The sequence below is a fragment of the Pseudomonas juntendi genome (genome assembly GCF_009932375.1).
Lineage (GTDB): Bacteria > Pseudomonadota > Gammaproteobacteria > Pseudomonadales > Pseudomonadaceae > Aquipseudomonas > Aquipseudomonas juntendi.
Genome location: NZ_BLJG01000111.1, coordinates 46,515 through 62,585 on the forward strand (window position 1 = coordinate 46,515; position 16,071 = coordinate 62,585).

A 16,071-nucleotide genomic window follows, 5' to 3' on the forward strand; every position below is an offset into this window, starting at 1 on the left:
CTACTGTGTTCGCTTTCAGGCCATTTGCCGATCATTTGCTGACCAATGGCATGTAGTGTATCTGCGTTGTTTACAGCAAGCGCCTCGGCTTGGCGCAAGGGGTAACAAATGCGCACCTGAAATGTGCACAAAATTCCCAACTCAAATACACGCCCGCTAGGCAATGATCGGCTAGAGACCGGCAACCCGCTGTAATTACCTGCGCCTGATCGATTGGTACGAATCTTGTTTGTATACAAATCCAAAAACAAAAGTACACAACCATCATGGAGTCCCGATGGCGTCGATTTCGCGTTCCGATGTTAGCCAGCTTGATGCACGCCCCACCGCCACGGCGGACCCGGGCCAGGTGACATTGAGCCCGCGCCTGTACAGTGCCGACCTGGCCCCTACCCGTGCCGCCAAGCGCACTTGGGGTCGCTACAGCCTGTTCGCGCTGTGGACCAACGACGTGCACAACATGGCCAACTACTCGTTCGCCATCGGGCTGTTCGCCCTGGGCATGAGCGGGGCGCAGATCCTGGCCGCCTTCGCCCTCGGTGCCTTGGTGATCTACGGCTTGATGAACCTGTCCGGCTACATGGGTCAGAAAACCGGCCTGCCCTACCCGGTCATGTGCCGCATCAGCTTCGGCATCCATGGTGCCCAGATTCCGGCACTGATCCGCGCGGTGATCGCCATTGCCTGGTTCGGCATCCAGACCTACCTGGCTTCGGTGGTGCTGCGTGCACTGCTCACCGCCATGGCCCCAGACCTCAAGGCCTACGACCAGAACAGCATCCTCGGGCTGTCGAGCCTGGGCTGGGTCACCTTCCTCGGCATCTGGTGCGTGCAGGTGGCGATCTTCGCCTACGGCATGGAAATGGTGCGCCGCTTCGAGTCGTTGGCCGGGCCGATCATTCTGGTCGCCTTCGCCAGCCTGGCCGGCTGGATGTACTGGCGCAGCGGCTTGTCGATCGCCTGGTCCAGCGGCAATGCCCCGACCGGTTCGGCCATGTGGCTGAAAGTGCTCGGCGCTGCTGCGCTGTGGGTCTCGCTGTACGGCACCATGATTCTCAACTTCTGTGACTTCACGCGCAATTGCCCGGACCGGCGCACCATCAGCGTAGGCAACTTCTGGGGCCTGCCGGTGAACATGCTTGGCTTTGCCCTGATTGCGGTGGTACTGGCCGGTGCGCAGTTCAGCATCGATGGCAAGCTGGTGCAGAGCCCGACCGAAATCGTTGCGGCCATCCCCAACACCGCCGGCCTGGTATTGGCTTGCCTGGCTTTCCTGATCGTGACCGTGGCAGTGAACATCATGGCCAACTTCGTCGCCCCGGCCTACGTGCTGACCAACCTGGCACCCAACCTGCTGAATTTCCGCCGCGCAGGCTTGCTCAGTGCTGCCATTGCGGTCGTGATCCTGCCCTGGCACCTCTACAACAGCCCCTCAGTGATCGTGTACTTCCTCGGTGGCCTGGGCGCCCTGCTCGGCCCGCTGTACGGCATCATCGTCACCGACTACTACCTGGTACGCCGCAGCCGGGTGAACCTGCCGCAGCTCTACAGCGAAAGCAGGCAGGCGGCCTACCACTACAGCGGCGGCGTCAACCTGCGTGCCGTTGCGGCATTCGTGCCGGCGGCACTGATCGCCATCGTGCTGGCGCTGGTCCCAGCCTTCGACACCTTGTCGCAGTTCTCCTGGTTCTTCGGCGCCGGCCTGGGTGGGCTGATCCACTACGCCCTCGCCAACCGCAACGCCAGCTACCTCGCGGTGAGCGGCGAGAGCATTGCGGTGGATAGCGCGCATCACTGACCGGGGCACGATCAGCCGACTGATGAGGGCCAGTGATGCTGGCCCTTAGCCCGCAGGGCCACCCACGTAACCGCGCCAGACGACACCACCCTACTCCCGGGCTTTGGTTGCCCGCTGCCGGCCGGCCATTTGCAGGCAACTATTTTTTTGTCCCCGTGCATCCAATAGACCCCGTGGTGGGTATTGCTGATGGGTGGAGCATGACCGCCCAGCCAAATGACCTGTCAGGAGCATTACCCATGAGCCATACATACTCCGCTTGCCTGCTCGCCTGCAGCCTTGCCCTGGCGCTGCAGACCGCCCACGCGCAAACCGCCGTGCCCACTGCCGTCCAGGTGCCCGAGGGGCATCGCGTTATGCTGGAGACCGTCGGGGTCGGCGAGATCACCTATGAGTGCCGCGACAAAGCCGATGCGGCCGGCCAGACCGAATGGACCTTCGTTGGGCCCAAGGCCGTGCTCAATGACCGTAGCGGCAAACAAGTGGGCGACTACTTTGGTCCTCCCGCCACCTGGCAAGCGAAGGATGGCTCGAAAGTCACCGGCAACCAGTTGGCGCTGGCCCCGGCAGACAAAGGCGCCATTCCTTATCAACTGGTCAAGGCCAACCCGGCCGAAGGTAAAGGCGCCATGCAAGGGGTCAGCTACATCCAGCGCCTGGCCACCCGCGGCGGCGTGGCCCCTACCAGCGACTGCACGGCCCAGAACAAGGGGGCCAGGCAGGTCGTCCAGTACCAGGCCGACTATGTGTTCTGGACAGCCAGGTAACGCGCGCCGGCGCCAACATCCAGCAGCGGATGATCTAAGCTCGATGGCAAGCCCCCGGCTGGATGGCCGGGGTACCTCGCCAGACACAAGGAAGCCGTACACCTTGAATTCGCCTGTCACCCCATTCGACTTCCACGAGTGCCTGGAGGCCTGCGCACAGGGTGACCGGCGAGCCCTGCAAGCGCTGTACGATCACGAAGGGCCACGCCTGCTGGGCGTAGCCCGGCGTATCGCGCGTGACAACGCCACGGCCGAAGACATCGTCCACGATGCGTTCATTCGCATCTGGACTGGCGCTGCCAGCTACGACCCCGCGCGCGGCTCGGCCCGCGGCTGGATCTACAGCATCACACGCCATCTGGCATTGAATTCGATACGCGATACCCGCCGCGAAACTGTGCTGGACGATGCCGACATGGCTGCCGTGCCCACCTTGCCGGGCAGGCTGGATGACCTGGCCCTGTGGTCAGGCTCGGCAAAGATTTACCGTTGCCTCGAACAATTGCAGCCCGGCCCGCAGCACTGCATCCTGCATGCTTACGTGGACGGCTGCAGCCACGCCGAAATCGCCACTCTGCTGGGCGCCCCCCTTGGCACCGTCAAAGCTTGGATCAAGCGCAGCCTGAAAGCACTGCGGGAGTGCCCGGAATGAAGCCGGAGACTGACGAAGCGCTGGACACCCTCGCCGGCGAGTTCGTATTGGGCACCTTGCCGCCGGAGCAACACACGGCAGTGGCTGAGCGCCTGCGTACCGACTCAGCCCTGCGCGCCGCTGTGGATGCCTGGGAGTCGCGCCTGCTGGAACTGGCCGCGCTGGCCGCGCCGCAGCCACCGAGCCTGCGCCTGTGGGGCCGTATTCAGCGCAGCCTGAACGAGCTGGCGCACCCGGCCAGCGAGCGGCGAGCCAAGTGGTGGCAACGCCTGGGCCTGTGGCAAGCAACCACGGCCGCCGGGTTGGCGGCCAGTGTAGTGCTGGCGTTCACCTTGCTGACAACGCCCCCACCCGCGACGCAATTCGTGGTGGTGCTGGTGGCACCGAGCAGCCAGGCCCCGGGTTGGGTGGTGCAGACCAGCGACAGCCGCACCATCGAGCTTCTCCCGCTCGGTAAGGATGCGCTCCCTGAAGGCATGGCCTTGCAGTTCTGGACCAAGGGTCCGCAGTGGGGGGCGCCAGTATCCCTGGGCCTGGTCAAACCCGGCGAACCCTACCGGGTCCCCCTGCAGAGCCTGCCACCGCTGGAAGCCGACCAGTTGTTCGAGCTGACACTGGAGAAAGCCGGCGGCTCGCCTACCGGCCTGCCAACGGGGCCGGTCAAGTTCATAGGCCGGGCGGTGAAAGTGATTTGACCCGTTTGCGTGCCGGCCGGGGAGAAACAGAGACGGGCGTACGCCACAGAAAGCCTGGGAATCATGGGCCGTAGCTAGTCTAATGATGGCCCTTGCTCAATTGCCGTAGCCGGCAGAGCTGGCCGGCCCGGGTAAGCGCAAGTGATACCCCCAACCAACCGCAGTCTCATGAAAAGGAACTCGCGCAAATGGAAGTACGTTGCACCTCACTGGAAGAAGTCCGCCAAGGGATCGATGCAATTGACCGCAGCCTGGTTTCGCTTCTCGCCCAACGTGGCCGACTCGTGACGCAAGCGGCCGCCTTCAAGAAGACGACCGATGACGTGCGTGCGCCTGCGCGGGTCGAGCAGGTGATAACGAAGGTTCGCGAAATGGCGGAGCAAACCGGTGCTTCAGCCGAGGTGGTGGAGCAGGTTTACCGGGCGATGATCGCGGCCTTCATCAATGAAGAACTGACCACCCACGCTAAGCTGGCCACTGCACCTTCGGGGGATTGAAGAGGCATGCAAGGCGGCCGATGATCAGTCACCGGTTCGAGGCCAGAGCACGGCCTGCGCCACGATCACATCGCTGCCATTGAAGGTGACGGCAGGTGCGCCATGTAACTGGTACCCCATTTCCAAGGCCTCGCTGACCCGCCGGCAGAAGGCGGCGTTGTCGGGGCCGGTCAGCACTCGGTAGATGGGCAGATCATTGGGTGGTTGGCTCATCGCTTTCTTCCTTGGTTCACGCGGGGCGCGTTGTGGCTGTTGATCCTGCTGGTGAGTCGGTAACCGTTGCATCCATCATCGGTGCTCTACTGTATGCGGGCCAACAGGGCTTGGCTACCGGTGGATCGCGCCAGCGTTTTAGCCTTCCTGGTCGAGGCGCGTTTCCGGGGCAGCCCCCCGATAGCCCTCGCCTCTTTCAACTCGGCGTACCGTCGCTTCGCCCAGGCCACCGCGACGTGTTTGCAGGCGAACACCCGGCTCTCTTGGTAGACTGTCGCCTTGTCGCGATCAGTGCGGAACTGGACGGGGTAGCGGGTGCTGCCATCGACCCTTTTCCACGATTGATACATGTCGTATGTCGGTTGGTACTTTGTACCAAACGCCTGGGTAAAACCGCCTCGAACCCCCGAAACCGGTACAGAACACGTTGAACGAAATGACTGCAACATCAGGCTCCCAGCCACAAACCACGCGCCCTGAGCCGTCACGCCGCTTCAGCGTTGCCCCCATGATGGATTGGGCCCATTGTTCTGAATACCCAATGAATACGACGCACTCAGAGCGACTATTTTCTACCTAGTACCAATTTCGTACCACTGGGCATTCAAGAAAAAATTACGGGCACTTCGCGCGCAGCAGCATAGATCTTGCCTCATAGCCCTCCTTCCCGCTAATGTCACGGCACCTCTTCCGTAACGCCCGCGGGGGCATGAGTGACTAATTTTGTGTTCTCACGGCGAGCGATCCAAGCACGGATCAATACGCTGTCGCAAACCCTTGAACTCTCTCAGCTTGCTGCACTTGTTAACCGGCTCAACGCTAGAGATGAATCTAGACTTCATGCTATGTGGGAGGTAGTGTTACTATCAGCACTTTCCAAAGTTGGATCTCTTCAGCATGAACGAGCGCTGCCAAACGGGCGCCGCCCTGATATTTATTGGAAGATCGAGAAACAAAGCGGCGGCAGCCTCACGCTCATCGGGGACATTACTACAATATCAGACAGTGGTCTTGAAGCTCAGAACCCATTCAAATTTTTAAGCAAAGAAATAGTTCGACTTGCATGTAAGTCCGGACTACAACCGGGAAGCTTCTGGATCCAAGTACGCGGGAAAACAGTGGGCGAATCTCACAAGAGCAAGATGCGCTTGATGTTACCAGAAAAGGCTAACCTCAATAGCTTTATAAAAAACGAGCTTGAACCTTGGGTTCATAGCGTTAAGAAAATCAGTACAGCAAAATCAAAACTTGAGCGAACTGAAGACTTTATAGACCTAAAAATAATCTACGATCCAGACTGGAAAAACGGAGGCGGTAGTTACACGAGCTATACAGTAGCAACATCAAAATCCATCAACCCTCTATTTAGCGCGCTCAAAGGCAAAGTAACTCAACTAAATGGCGCTCCAGATGACGCCATTAGAATAATTTTCGCATGCGACGGCGGCTCCGACCTTATTAGAAATGGTGTAAATGGAAAATCCTACTATACTTTCACGTCAAGAGAAGTTGCAGAAGATTTTCTGCGCCAGAACAGCAGTATAGACTTCGTTTTGCTGAGTACAATAAGTGAACAGCACCAGCGTTTTGGTTTACCAACCAATTACCAGATGAGCTACGATCTTGTTTGCGCACCACCAGCCTTTCGATCAGATCGAGTGACGACAGAGTCCATCGACAATCTCACAGAGGCTCTTAATACAATCCTACCTGATGTTCCTCAACCGCTTCGCCCAGCCTATCACTCTGCATCATTACTGAAAAAAGCAGGCGTAGGCCATGATCAATTAGGAGCATACTCAATGCAACAGAATAAAATAACAGTTTCCTCAAGAGGCCTCATGAAATTTCTCTCTGGCGAAATATCTGCGGAAGAATTTAATGAAGCACACAGATGGGATGACTCAGGTATGCATCAGAACCCGTTCGCCAGACATCGCCATAGCGGCCTCATGATTAGCAAGATAGAAGTCGAATGTGGCAATGATAAAGATGACGATGATATTACATTTACGATCGATAAGTGGGACCCGGCCAACAGCCCTTTCGCCATTCCTAGCACAGATGAAAAAAATGCATAACCTCCATTACAGTGATAGTTGATCGTACCCAACCTCTGACCCATCACAAGATCTACCAATTTCTCGCCGGCCGCCGCAAAAACATCGTAGAGTTTACACCGGCATCGCCTCACTACTACGACATCCCGATCATGGATTGAGACCTGCCTTGTAATTCCGGGTGATTGATGAAGACGCTTGGTTGTGGTGGTAGGATGCCAGCACTCAAAAAATGGAGCGGCAACCTGTGAGCTTGAAGCAAATCCTCTGGTCCTTTGGGGTCGTCCTGGGTGCATTCGCGCTGACCGTCTTTGGTTTGTACTGGTGGAATGTCGGACCAATCTCCAGCGACCATACTGCTTGGAGTAGCTTCGGTTCGTTGCTCAGCGGCGTGTTCACCATCGTCGGAGCTGGGGCTACGGTAGGAACCCTTCTCTTTCTCGGCAAGCAGAATCATGACATGCAGGAAGTCACGAAGGCTCAGATGGCCACCTTGACGTTCGAGAGGTACATCAACCATCGCAAGCTCTTCTCCGACTACCTTCAGGAGCTGGTAGCCCTTCACAAGAACACATTCACGTTTCGCGAACCTTCGAGCCTGTACAGCGCGATCTTCCCAGAGAACAGCCCGCACCACTGCTCTTTTACAACCAAACCGGCATACGACGAAAACGGTGATGGAACGAACCAACTTGGAGAAATGCTTAGCAAGCTTAGGCGACTCAAAGACTTCCTACATCAATCGCAGTTTGATGAAAATCAACCTCAGGAACTGGCACTATTACTGATTACCCTCAGCTACTATGTTTTTATGATCGAGCCTACTAAGCCTGCGGAAGAAGGTGACATTAGGTTTTTGAAAAATGAATACGGCATCAACATCTACAGCCTCAAAAATTTTATTGATCCGTGCCTTTCCATTGCCAATATGCTTTTGAGGTTTACTGGTAATCCCCAGGTGGATGTGCGCGATTTCAATTCTGAGTCGCGATTTGTTCGTGAGGCATTAATCAAGCGCTACCATTTGCAAAGGGGAAAGCATGCCATCACCGTTCATAGTGAAGTGAAAGAATTCAAGTCCTCGCCTTCGTCTATTTTGAGGTTCAACGGATTCGCGAAAATGGCGCATATCTTTTCCCTCAGAGCGTGAGGATGCTTAACGCGAAGTTCCTTTCTATTGAGGCAGTGAAGACATTACTCGATGATTCAGTTTTCGAAGACATGCTCGACGTGCTGCTGAATGAAGTCACGCAAAAAGTCCTTATAATGAATACTGGATTGGAATACTATAATGATGCTGCAAGTATTCGTGATAACTTGCATGTGTTGATAACCCGCGCTTAAGAAATATTTAATTTTATCCTCATAATCCCGATCGACAACGGCGCCAGCCAGCGATTGGCCGAGCTGGTCAGCGACCCATAGCCGTAACTGATTCGGCTACTCGGAGCTGATGGAGTATCTCAAAATAAGCCCCCCAGCGAAGCAGGCTGCCAGTTCATGATCACCAGCTCGCCCGTCAACTCCGCCTTGGCCTGCCGCTGGTTGGTGTTGCTGTAACGAATATCCAGGCACTCGAAGTGGAAGCCGTCGAAGGCGCGCCGGATGTCCGGGTGGTCATTGATGCTGATCATCACCTTGCCCTTGCACCGACGCATGAAGTCGGCCAGGCTTCAAGAAAGCGCCGAAGCACTCTCAAAACGAAAGATTCATTTTGAGCCAGCAAGGGAGAAAATATCATTACCACCAGGATTGCGAAGATCTCGGAGGCTAAAGTCATTCAGTCAACCTAGGCACAGGTGGCTGAGCGCACCACCATCTCGATCGTGCTTGAGCCGGTTACGATAGATGAGATGGGTAAGCGGATTGAGTCGACTTTAGCGCCTTACCTATAGCTTGTAGCAAAGCGAGGCAGCCAATTCAGGGTATGTCACCTGCAGTGTTGGCGGAGCGTGCTGCCAAACGCATCTTAATCATGCCGGCGGTGAATGCTGAAGAGGCGTGGATACGGTGGCGCCGTTCAACGGGCACCCCTAAATCACGCCGTATAAGGCCAGATCAGCGCCAAGCGTCCGCTGATCTTCGCTGCGGCTGCCGCCCACAAACACCACATGTTATGCCACAATACACTTGGAAATGACAGGCTCTCGCGCAGATCTGCTTTCTATAAAATTTAGTGGTTAACCTAGGATAAAATAGAAGATTTGTATGAACGCCGAGAAGTTTTGGGCAATGAAACCGGAGCAATTCAACTCCTGGCGCAAACAAAATGACTACCCACGACTATTTGAACTATTCCGCAAAAAGCTTCCGCATTTTGATACGTGGCTTTCAAGCGAAAGCCTAAACACTGAAATAATTTTTGACAATGGATTTGCTCGCTTCTTAGGCACAGATGAACCGCTGATATTATGCAAATACGAAAGAGGCGAGCTCTATCTATTCAATGAATCTTTAGAACAATTGCCATCAATAAGGAAAGCTGGATGGATTCTCTCTGAAAGAAAATATGCGCCATATTTCTGGTGGCTTAGAAGGAATTACGGAGAAGAAAAATACACCGCTGCAAAAAGGGAATTTCGGATTTCAAGCTGGCGGGGTGGCATTCCATATTTTTACAATGAGGTGCCACTGCTACAGCTTGGAAATGTCAAACTAAACGGAGTTGTGATATCAGGACGTCATTTAGATTTTTGTAGCTTGGACGGGCTCCAGATCAATGACTGCCATAGTAATCAACACACATATGTTTGGTATTCAAGCGCCATTGGTCTGAAATTTCATGGTAGCTCGGCTTTCTGGAACTTTAATAAGACCTCTTGCTGGATGCACGGCAATGTCGGCTACAGAAAAGAAATGCTGCTGTCGGATGGAAACTTTCAGGACTTTCATTTCAAAGATTCAGATCCACACTTACATTTGGTTCGTAGCAAGTTGAATATAAGCTCAGTGTCTGGAACCAATTTTGACTGCATTCTAGAATATTCATCGTTCGATGGTGTCGCGTTCGATGCAGGAGAGGATGAATATTCTAATCAGTTAGCAAAAGCAAAATTTTTCGAAAAAATAAAATCGCTCTACTCAAGCACCGGAAACAGCGTAGATGCAGGTAAATACTTTTACGAAGAGCAAAAATATTTATTGGCCGCCCAGCTTCATCCATCAGTTACATATCGATCTGAATGGTTAAAATCTAGCTTTCTGCAAAAAGCAATAATCCTAATTAAAAGTTATTTTAGGCTTTTACTATATGTCACTAGCTTCATTGCTTGGGGGTTTGGCGAGAGACCAGCCAGAAGTCTGTTCGCCTCCATCGGACTCATAGCAATCTCTGCACTTCTGTATTATCTGCATCCCGGATCCGTCACTGAGAGTGATTCGTGGAGCTCGTTATACTTCAGTATCGTTACTTTCGTGACCTTGGGCTATGGGGACATATACCAAAAAGCTACATCATTGCGAATTTATTCATCTCTCGAAGCGTTCGGCGGGATGTTTTTGATCGGTTTATTCCTTGCAGGGTACGCCTCAAAGAGCAAACAATATTAGTCTCGTTGAGTTGCATAAAAGAGTGAGGCTAGCGCGCAGGAAGGTGGAGAATAAAGGAAAAGACTATATCTCCGAAAACCTGCTTTTGGCCGACATCTGCCAAGAGCCTCCGTCAGCTCTGGGTCGAAAGCAGCCGTTCGCGACTGACGGCAATCGACCCAAAGCCGATGCCTATCACGAAGAAGCGCTGAATAGAGGTAGCATCGTTACCCACCCGCCTACCCAGCTCGGGCGCCGAGTTTAACCGGTGCCTGAATGATCTGATCCAGCCACTTCCAACCTTTATACCCATCCCCTCGCCCACGCAAATGGGTATAACGCCGCAGCGAGCTCCAATCACGGTGACCAGATACGCTTGAGACCCTCGGTATGTCCCAGTCCATTTCAAACAACCGACTCACCCCTTTGTGACGCAATTCATGAAGGTGAAGATCCTCTATCCCTTTCATCTTGCATGCCTTCGACCAGGCTGTGCCGATTGAATCCGTGTTGTACGGGAATATCTCGCGACACTCTCGGGGCATGCTCTGCACGATGATCCACGCCTCATCCGGCAAGTATCACTAGACATCGTTGCCGATCTTCTGGCCGGGTTTTTTCATGTCCCGGACCTTCACTGCCTGCGTGTACTCATCCAAGTCTTCCCACCGTATGCGTGTGATCTCGTCCATCCGGCGGGTCGAAAAAATCGCGAACGCTACTGCCTTCGGCATGTGGAGGACGCTCGGACGCCGCTGCAACATCTCGAAGAAGTGCTCCATCACCTTATCGATCTCATCCAGCGTAGGACGCCGATCCCGCTCTCTGCTCTTCAGGTTGTAACCGAACTTCTTCAGCACGAGGCGCGCATCTGGCATTGCTTGCGCGTCAATTTCATACCCCCACGCCGCCCTAGCCAGGGACAGCACCGACCCCAGGTGCGCCAGGTCATTACCGGCCGTCTGCGGTTTAATGCTTCCTCCTTCAGGACTCATCCGCCAGAGCGCGTAATCCAACAGCACCTGCTGGCTGAGGTCGGAATCAGCCTTCTCGCCCAAGTAGCTGTTCTTGATGGCATTCAGCGTTCGCTGCTTCGTCTCCCCCAGCAGCCGGGCTTTCTCGGCTTCTACCAGGTAGCGCTCGATCATTTCTTTGAGCGTGTGCCCCTTGCGGCTGGCCCGCTCAATCGCGCCAGAAACCGCCAATTCGGTCTCTCGTCGCTTCGCCCAGGCCTGAGCGGCCTGCTTACGGGCGAATGTCTGGGCTTCTTGGTAAACTATGACACCCTTTTTCTTGAGGCGGATCTGGACGGTGTAGCTGACCGTCCCATCGGCCTTTTTCCTTGCTCTGATCGTTGCCATGATTTTCGGTGGTACAAGCGTGATTGGCGGTGGTACATCGCTCCACTGTCACACCAAAAACGCCCAAAAACGGCACAAAAATGCGTAGACCAGAATGCCCCTAGAATCAGCCTCAAAGCCACAAACCACGCGCCCTGAGCCCTCCCGCCGCTTCAGCGTTGCCCCCATGATGGATCGGGTCGATTAAGCGGGAAGGCCCAGTGTTTACGGGGCAAAATTGATGCTTGAGATTTTGCTAAAGCAAAAAATCAGCAAATAAGGCAGGATGACCAGTGAGTTGGTCATTTTATAGGCAGGTTTGTTGTGACACTCCGGTCTGGCATTGCCGGTACTTCTCATGCAGTCGACCCAAGCGCATCGAGCCGGTCCTGCGTCATGTTGTCGATAAGCACATACAGCCGCTCAACGTCCCGCGCCGGGATCGCCTTCAGGATCTCCAGCGCCTCGACCAGGCTCTCGGTCCGCGCCTGGAGGATCATGCAGTTGACCGCGGTATCGCACATGTCCAGCTCAGCCAGGCGCTTGCGCAGCAGGCCGTGGATTGCCGGCGGCAAGATGATGCCGGGCAAGAACTCGCCTGGCTGGCTACTGCTTTGACGACTGCTCAATCCCGTCTCTCCCTTTGGTGGAGAGGTAAGTATAAGCCGGAGAGCGCAGCATGCTACTGGCAAGCGCCGACGGCGGCTACCAGCTGTTTCTCGTAGCCGATGCGCTGCCGCCGCTCGGCCAGCAGAGCGCGCACCTTCACCTCCAGGCTGTCAGTCTTGCGCAGGCCAGCCGCTGCCCAAGGCGGCACGGCCACCTCAGGCGCGCGGCACGGTACCTGAACCGGCACCTCGACGCGGACGTACTGGGTCTCAGGTTCAGCTCGGCCCGCGCAGCCGGCCAGCACCAGCGCGCAAACAATCAGCAGCACCCTCATAGGCCAAGCTCCTTGTCGATGATCGAAGTGGCAGCGGCACACTGGTCGCCGCCGGTTATCTCCTGCTGCAGACGGTTCGCCGCGGCGTAGTCGGCGTCGGCGCTGGCCGTGGCCACGCCCACGGCTTGCTCGGCGGCAGCCTGGCGGTTGGCAGCGGCAAGCATCAGGTCGCCAATGGCTTTCCCCTGCTCCGTGGCCAGCCCGGCCAGGTTGTCGCGCGCGGCGGCGCACTGGGCGGCCTTGTCCTGCTGATCGTCCAGTAGCGGGCGGAAATGGTGAGTAGTCGCCCAGGCGCCCACGGCCATGCCCAGCAGGATAAGCAGGCCGGCCCCGGCGAGGCGTAGCGCCACGTCAGTCATGCCAGCACCCGAACGGCAATGTCGTACAATGCCTTTCGCTCAGCCGCGCCATGCGGCACGCGCCCAGGCTTGCCGGTATTGATGATGCTGCCGATGTCCTGGATGCGCCCGGCGTCGGCCAGCTCGTTGAGCCCGTGCTTCGCCCACCACCACGCAGCGGACTGTGCCGCGTGCTCGGCCTGCTCGAGCAATTCCGGATGGTCCTCCAGCGGCAGACCCAGCGCGGCGCCGGCCGCCCGGTAGTTGTCGCGACCGGTCAGCTGGATCAGTCCGCGCCCCCGGTACCGCCAGCCATCGCCAGACGACTCGGGGCCATTCCCCATGCGGCCGCTGTAGACGCGGTTGGCGATCTTCTCCGGCTGCCGAGCATATGCCTGCGCGGTCTGGGCGGTGAACCTGCTGGGCCAGGTGCGCACCAGCGCCTCGGCGCTGTAGTTCAAGTTCTCCACCAGCACGCGCAGCTGCCCAGACTCGTGGCCGATCTGCGCCAGGAAGGCGGTGAGACGCAGCCGGCTGTCGATCTTCCAGCGCGCGGCGGCGCGGTTCAGCGCAGGCAAAAAAACGCCCGCAACAGGGCGGGCTTTGGGTAGAACCTGCAGCAGCTGCTGCTCAGTGATCGGCATCCATTTTCTCCAGGCGAAAAAAACCCGCACTTGGCGGGTCTTTGAATTAATCTTGCTACTACGGGTTTAATCAAGCAACGCCAAAGACGCAGCCAGTGGAACCGAGATTGCCGTCGATCCTAGCTTTCCCCAGAGTTCTTCAGGGGTCATCCGCCACCATTCTGACTTCAGCAGCCGAACAATCGTAGCCTCATCAAACCGGTACTTGATCAGCTTAGCTGGCACACCGCCATATATCGCATATGGAGGAACATCTCCAGTTACCACCGCGCCGGTAGCGATCACTGCGCCATGCCCAATGGTTACGCCTGCCATGATCGTGACCTGCGCACCGATCCAAACATCGCTACCTATGATTACGTCGAGATTTCCATCGTTGTAGGCCGACTGGGTGAGGCCAGCAGCATCCGCAGCGCTATCCGGAGACTTGTCATGCAGCTGCGAGAAAAGCATCACCAGAGGATAGGTGCTCAGGGTGTCTAACGGATGCCGGCCTTGGCGCCCCACAAAAATGGTGGTGTCAAAGGCGATGGAACAGTACTCGCCGATGTGAAGGCGACGTGGCAGATCGTCACGCCCCAGCTCCAGTCTCGGCATCCCATAGGTGTAATCTCCACAAGCGAAATCTAGGTAAGCTCGTGAGTATTTTTCGATGATATGCTTCTTGGTTGAGGCTGGACCTGGGAACATATTCACTCCATGCGATTGGTCGGCTATGCCGTTAGTCATTTTGTCGACCATTGTACATGGGTTATGCTGCCGATCTAGGTGGCACTAGAAAGTCTTCGTCTCCATCACAGCCCATTTTTCAAGTGACTTTATGTATGTAAGTCGTATCGGGCGCCAGTTGGCTACTGGATTCACGGCAGTCAGGATATTCCCAGTATTCAGGATCTGTGGCACTGATGTGCTGAACACTAGCGTAATCTCCCTTCCCGCCGAGAGGTTACCCCCAGTAATGGTCGAGACGTTTACTGAACCTGTGAGGTAGATCACCTCTGCGGCATCCGGAATTGTAACTGTGGCTGCCGTGGCTATAGTGATCTGCGTTAGGGACCCCCTATGACTCGCGCGGCTAGCTCCGGGCTTGATGGTGTTGTATCCGGATATGCAGCGGATGTCTTGGACTGCACCGGAGCCCGTGCACGCGTTGGCATCCACCACGTTATCAGACGTATCTCCAGTCAGCAGAATCCCATAATCCTGGTTAGGCCCGGGACCTACGTAATTGCCAGTCACAGCAATACCAGAGCTTGGCCCAGTGAATGGATAGCCGCCCGTGCCAAGGTGAAGCACAATTCCTGCTTTAATACCATTGATTTTTGTGTTGTTTCCGTTGACGGTGTTCCCGGTGACGACACCCCGCAGGCATGAGTTTACCTCGATCCCCATATCCCCGTTGCCAAAAGCGGAATTTCCTGTGCACGTGATGTCTTCGCAGTCACCCCAATCAATCCCAACGCTACCGTTGTATTTTAGTTCTACACCCACAACACTGCATTGCTTGCCGTTTACAAGAATTCCGGTTATTGAGTTATTGTTAGCGCAGCCACCCGCAACTGACTTGTCCTTACCCTGCAGTATCATGCCATTTGAAGTATTGTTACAAACACTCGCTCCTTTGATCTGCACTTTAAGGCACTTGCCTAGAAGGCCTGTGTAGTCAAAATACGGAAAGCATATCCCAGCGTAGACATTGTAATCGTAGTTTCCATCCGAGATTACTATGTCACTACCAGCTTCAGCGATGGAGCTATCGTATAGAACCCCATAACCGCCATTATCGCTGCTGTTGCAATCCTGCAGGTTCAGCCTGCGCGCATTGTAGAGCAGGATGCCTGTGTAACCGCTTCTGATTGCCTGAACCCTGCGAAGGTAGGATCGTGTGGGGTGTGCGTCGACATTCCCATCAATTTTCAGACCGCAATAGCTCGCACCGTCGATGTCAACGTCAGTGATTCTGAAGTTAGAGCAGTTCTTCACCTCGATGACGTTTGTCTGCGTTGCCTGGTTTGCCTTGTTCCCGTTTGCCCTAAGTCCGCGAAGTCTAAATCCATCGACACCAAGATATGTAATCATGGGAGCTGTGGACCCGGCCTTCTGCTTAAGGTTTGCCTCGTCCGCTATGATGTGGACCTGCTTGTTTACGACCAGTCCTGACAATAACGCGCCTGCAGGGGTTGCTGCGATAACAATCTTGCTACCAATCGGGGCGGAGTTGATACAAGCCTGGACTGCTGCGGAATCATCACCTCCAGCTAGCTGCGCTCCGAACCAGCGAACATCAAAGTCTCCATTAAATACTCTTGTGTAGGTGAACTGCCCATCCGTCGAGACCAATGTTGTCCCGTTGTTGTCAGCATCCCCGCTAGCAAAAGGTTTTTTCAGGAATGTACCGAAGATTCCTGCTTTGACCACCTCCAGTCTCGTTGCCGTGCCCGCATATGATCGTAGCGCTGCGTAATCCAAGACTCGCTTTGAAAGGTCCATCTGCGCACTGACAGGCTCACCATCCCAGCCAATTTGAGATGCTCCTTTCTCTGGGTCGGTACTATTTTGAAGATCAGCAATAGCCTCCAGGCTGTCGTTAGCAGAC

15 protein-coding genes and 2 pseudogenes are annotated in these 16,071 nt (G+C 55.6%); 8 read left to right on the forward strand and 9 right to left on the reverse strand.

The window, feature by feature from the left end:
• Window positions 1–277: 277 nt before the first annotated feature.
• The 5 genes from GYA94_RS15790 (at window position 278) to GYA94_RS15810 (ending at window position 4,409) form a co-directional block, all read left to right on the forward strand.
• A complete protein-coding gene (locus tag GYA94_RS15790; protein ID WP_161892668.1) occupies window positions 278–1,798 on the forward strand; it encodes an NCS1 family nucleobase:cation symporter-1 in 1,521 nt (506 codons plus the stop codon).
• A 239-nt stretch (window positions 1,799–2,037) separates the two neighbouring features.
• Window positions 2,038–2,565: a DUF3455 domain-containing protein gene (locus tag GYA94_RS15795; RefSeq protein ID WP_009686314.1), complete on the forward strand. Its 528-nt coding sequence runs from the start codon at window positions 2,038–2,040 to the stop codon at window positions 2,563–2,565.
• A 103-nt stretch (window positions 2,566–2,668) separates the two neighbouring features.
• The gene (locus tag GYA94_RS15800; RefSeq protein WP_161892669.1) at window positions 2,669–3,217 is read left to right on the forward strand and encodes a sigma-70 family RNA polymerase sigma factor; all 549 of its coding nucleotides are present in this window, start codon (window positions 2,669–2,671) and stop codon (window positions 3,215–3,217) included.
• On the forward strand, window positions 3,214–3,912 hold the full coding sequence (locus GYA94_RS15805) for an anti-sigma factor (RefSeq protein ID WP_054911637.1): 699 nt from the start codon (window positions 3,214–3,216) through the stop codon (window positions 3,910–3,912). Before GYA94_RS15800 ends, GYA94_RS15805 begins: the two co-directional genes overlap by 4 nt.
• A 188-nt stretch (window positions 3,913–4,100) precedes the next feature.
• The gene (locus tag GYA94_RS15810) at window positions 4,101–4,409 is read left to right on the forward strand and encodes a chorismate mutase (RefSeq protein ID WP_161892670.1); all 309 of its coding nucleotides are present in this window, start codon (window positions 4,101–4,103) and stop codon (window positions 4,407–4,409) included.
• A 24-nt stretch (window positions 4,410–4,433) separates the two neighbouring features.
• On the opposite strand, the gene GYA94_RS15815 is transcribed toward GYA94_RS15810, so the two are convergent.
• A complete protein-coding gene (locus GYA94_RS15815; RefSeq protein WP_054911639.1) occupies window positions 4,434–4,622 on the reverse strand; it encodes a DUF1737 domain-containing protein in 189 nt (62 codons plus the stop codon).
• Between the two features lie 713 nt (window positions 4,623–5,335).
• Here GYA94_RS15815 and GYA94_RS15820 point away from each other — a divergent pair.
• Window positions 5,336–6,703: a hypothetical protein gene (locus GYA94_RS15820; RefSeq protein WP_255326942.1), complete on the forward strand. Its 1,368-nt coding sequence runs from the start codon at window positions 5,336–5,338 to the stop codon at window positions 6,701–6,703.
• A 226-nt stretch (window positions 6,704–6,929) separates the two neighbouring features.
• Entirely contained in the window at window positions 6,930–7,832 is a 903-nt protein-coding gene (locus GYA94_RS15825; protein WP_161892671.1) for a hypothetical protein, read from the forward strand.
• Between the two features lie 313 nt (window positions 7,833–8,145).
• On the opposite strand, the pseudogene GYA94_RS15830 reads toward GYA94_RS15825, so the two are convergent.
• Window positions 8,146–8,352, reverse strand: a pseudogene (locus GYA94_RS15830) (DNA adenine methylase); the annotation flags it as partial.
• A gap of 538 nt (window positions 8,353–8,890) precedes the next feature.
• Here GYA94_RS15830 and GYA94_RS15835 point away from each other — a divergent pair.
• A complete protein-coding gene (locus tag GYA94_RS15835; protein WP_161892672.1) occupies window positions 8,891–10,231 on the forward strand; it encodes a potassium channel family protein in 1,341 nt (446 codons plus the stop codon).
• Between the two features lie 218 nt (window positions 10,232–10,449).
• Here GYA94_RS15835 and GYA94_RS15840 read toward each other — a convergent pair.
• From GYA94_RS15840 to GYA94_RS15870, 7 genes and pseudogenes are all read right to left on the reverse strand, one after another.
• Window positions 10,450–11,571: pseudogene (locus GYA94_RS15840) on the reverse strand (tyrosine-type recombinase/integrase).
• Window positions 11,572–11,906: 335 nt separating this feature from the next.
• The gene (locus GYA94_RS15845) at window positions 11,907–12,179 is read right to left on the reverse strand and encodes a hypothetical protein (protein WP_161892673.1); all 273 of its coding nucleotides are present in this window, start codon (window positions 12,177–12,179) and stop codon (window positions 11,907–11,909) included.
• A 53-nt stretch (window positions 12,180–12,232) separates the two neighbouring features.
• Complete coding sequence (locus GYA94_RS15850; RefSeq protein ID WP_161892674.1) at window positions 12,233–12,493, reverse strand: hypothetical protein; 261 nt, start codon at window positions 12,491–12,493, stop codon at window positions 12,233–12,235.
• Window positions 12,490–12,852, reverse strand: coding sequence for a hypothetical protein (locus GYA94_RS15855; RefSeq protein ID WP_161892675.1), 363 nt, complete (start codon window positions 12,850–12,852; stop codon window positions 12,490–12,492). Before GYA94_RS15855 ends, GYA94_RS15850 begins: the two co-directional genes overlap by 4 nt.
• A complete protein-coding gene (locus tag GYA94_RS15860; protein WP_161892676.1) occupies window positions 12,849–13,475 on the reverse strand; it encodes a glycoside hydrolase family 19 protein in 627 nt (208 codons plus the stop codon). The genes GYA94_RS15855 and GYA94_RS15860 overlap by 4 nt, the downstream gene beginning before the upstream one ends.
• Before the next feature lie 66 nt (window positions 13,476–13,541).
• Window positions 13,542–14,204 (reverse strand): CatB-related O-acetyltransferase, encoded by a 663-nt coding sequence (locus GYA94_RS15865; RefSeq protein WP_255326943.1) that lies wholly within the window; start codon window positions 14,202–14,204, stop codon window positions 13,542–13,544.
• A 45-nt stretch (window positions 14,205–14,249) separates the two neighbouring features.
• A partial coding sequence (locus GYA94_RS15870; protein WP_161892677.1) for a right-handed parallel beta-helix repeat-containing protein occupies window positions 14,250–16,071 on the reverse strand: 1,822 nt, incomplete at its 5' end.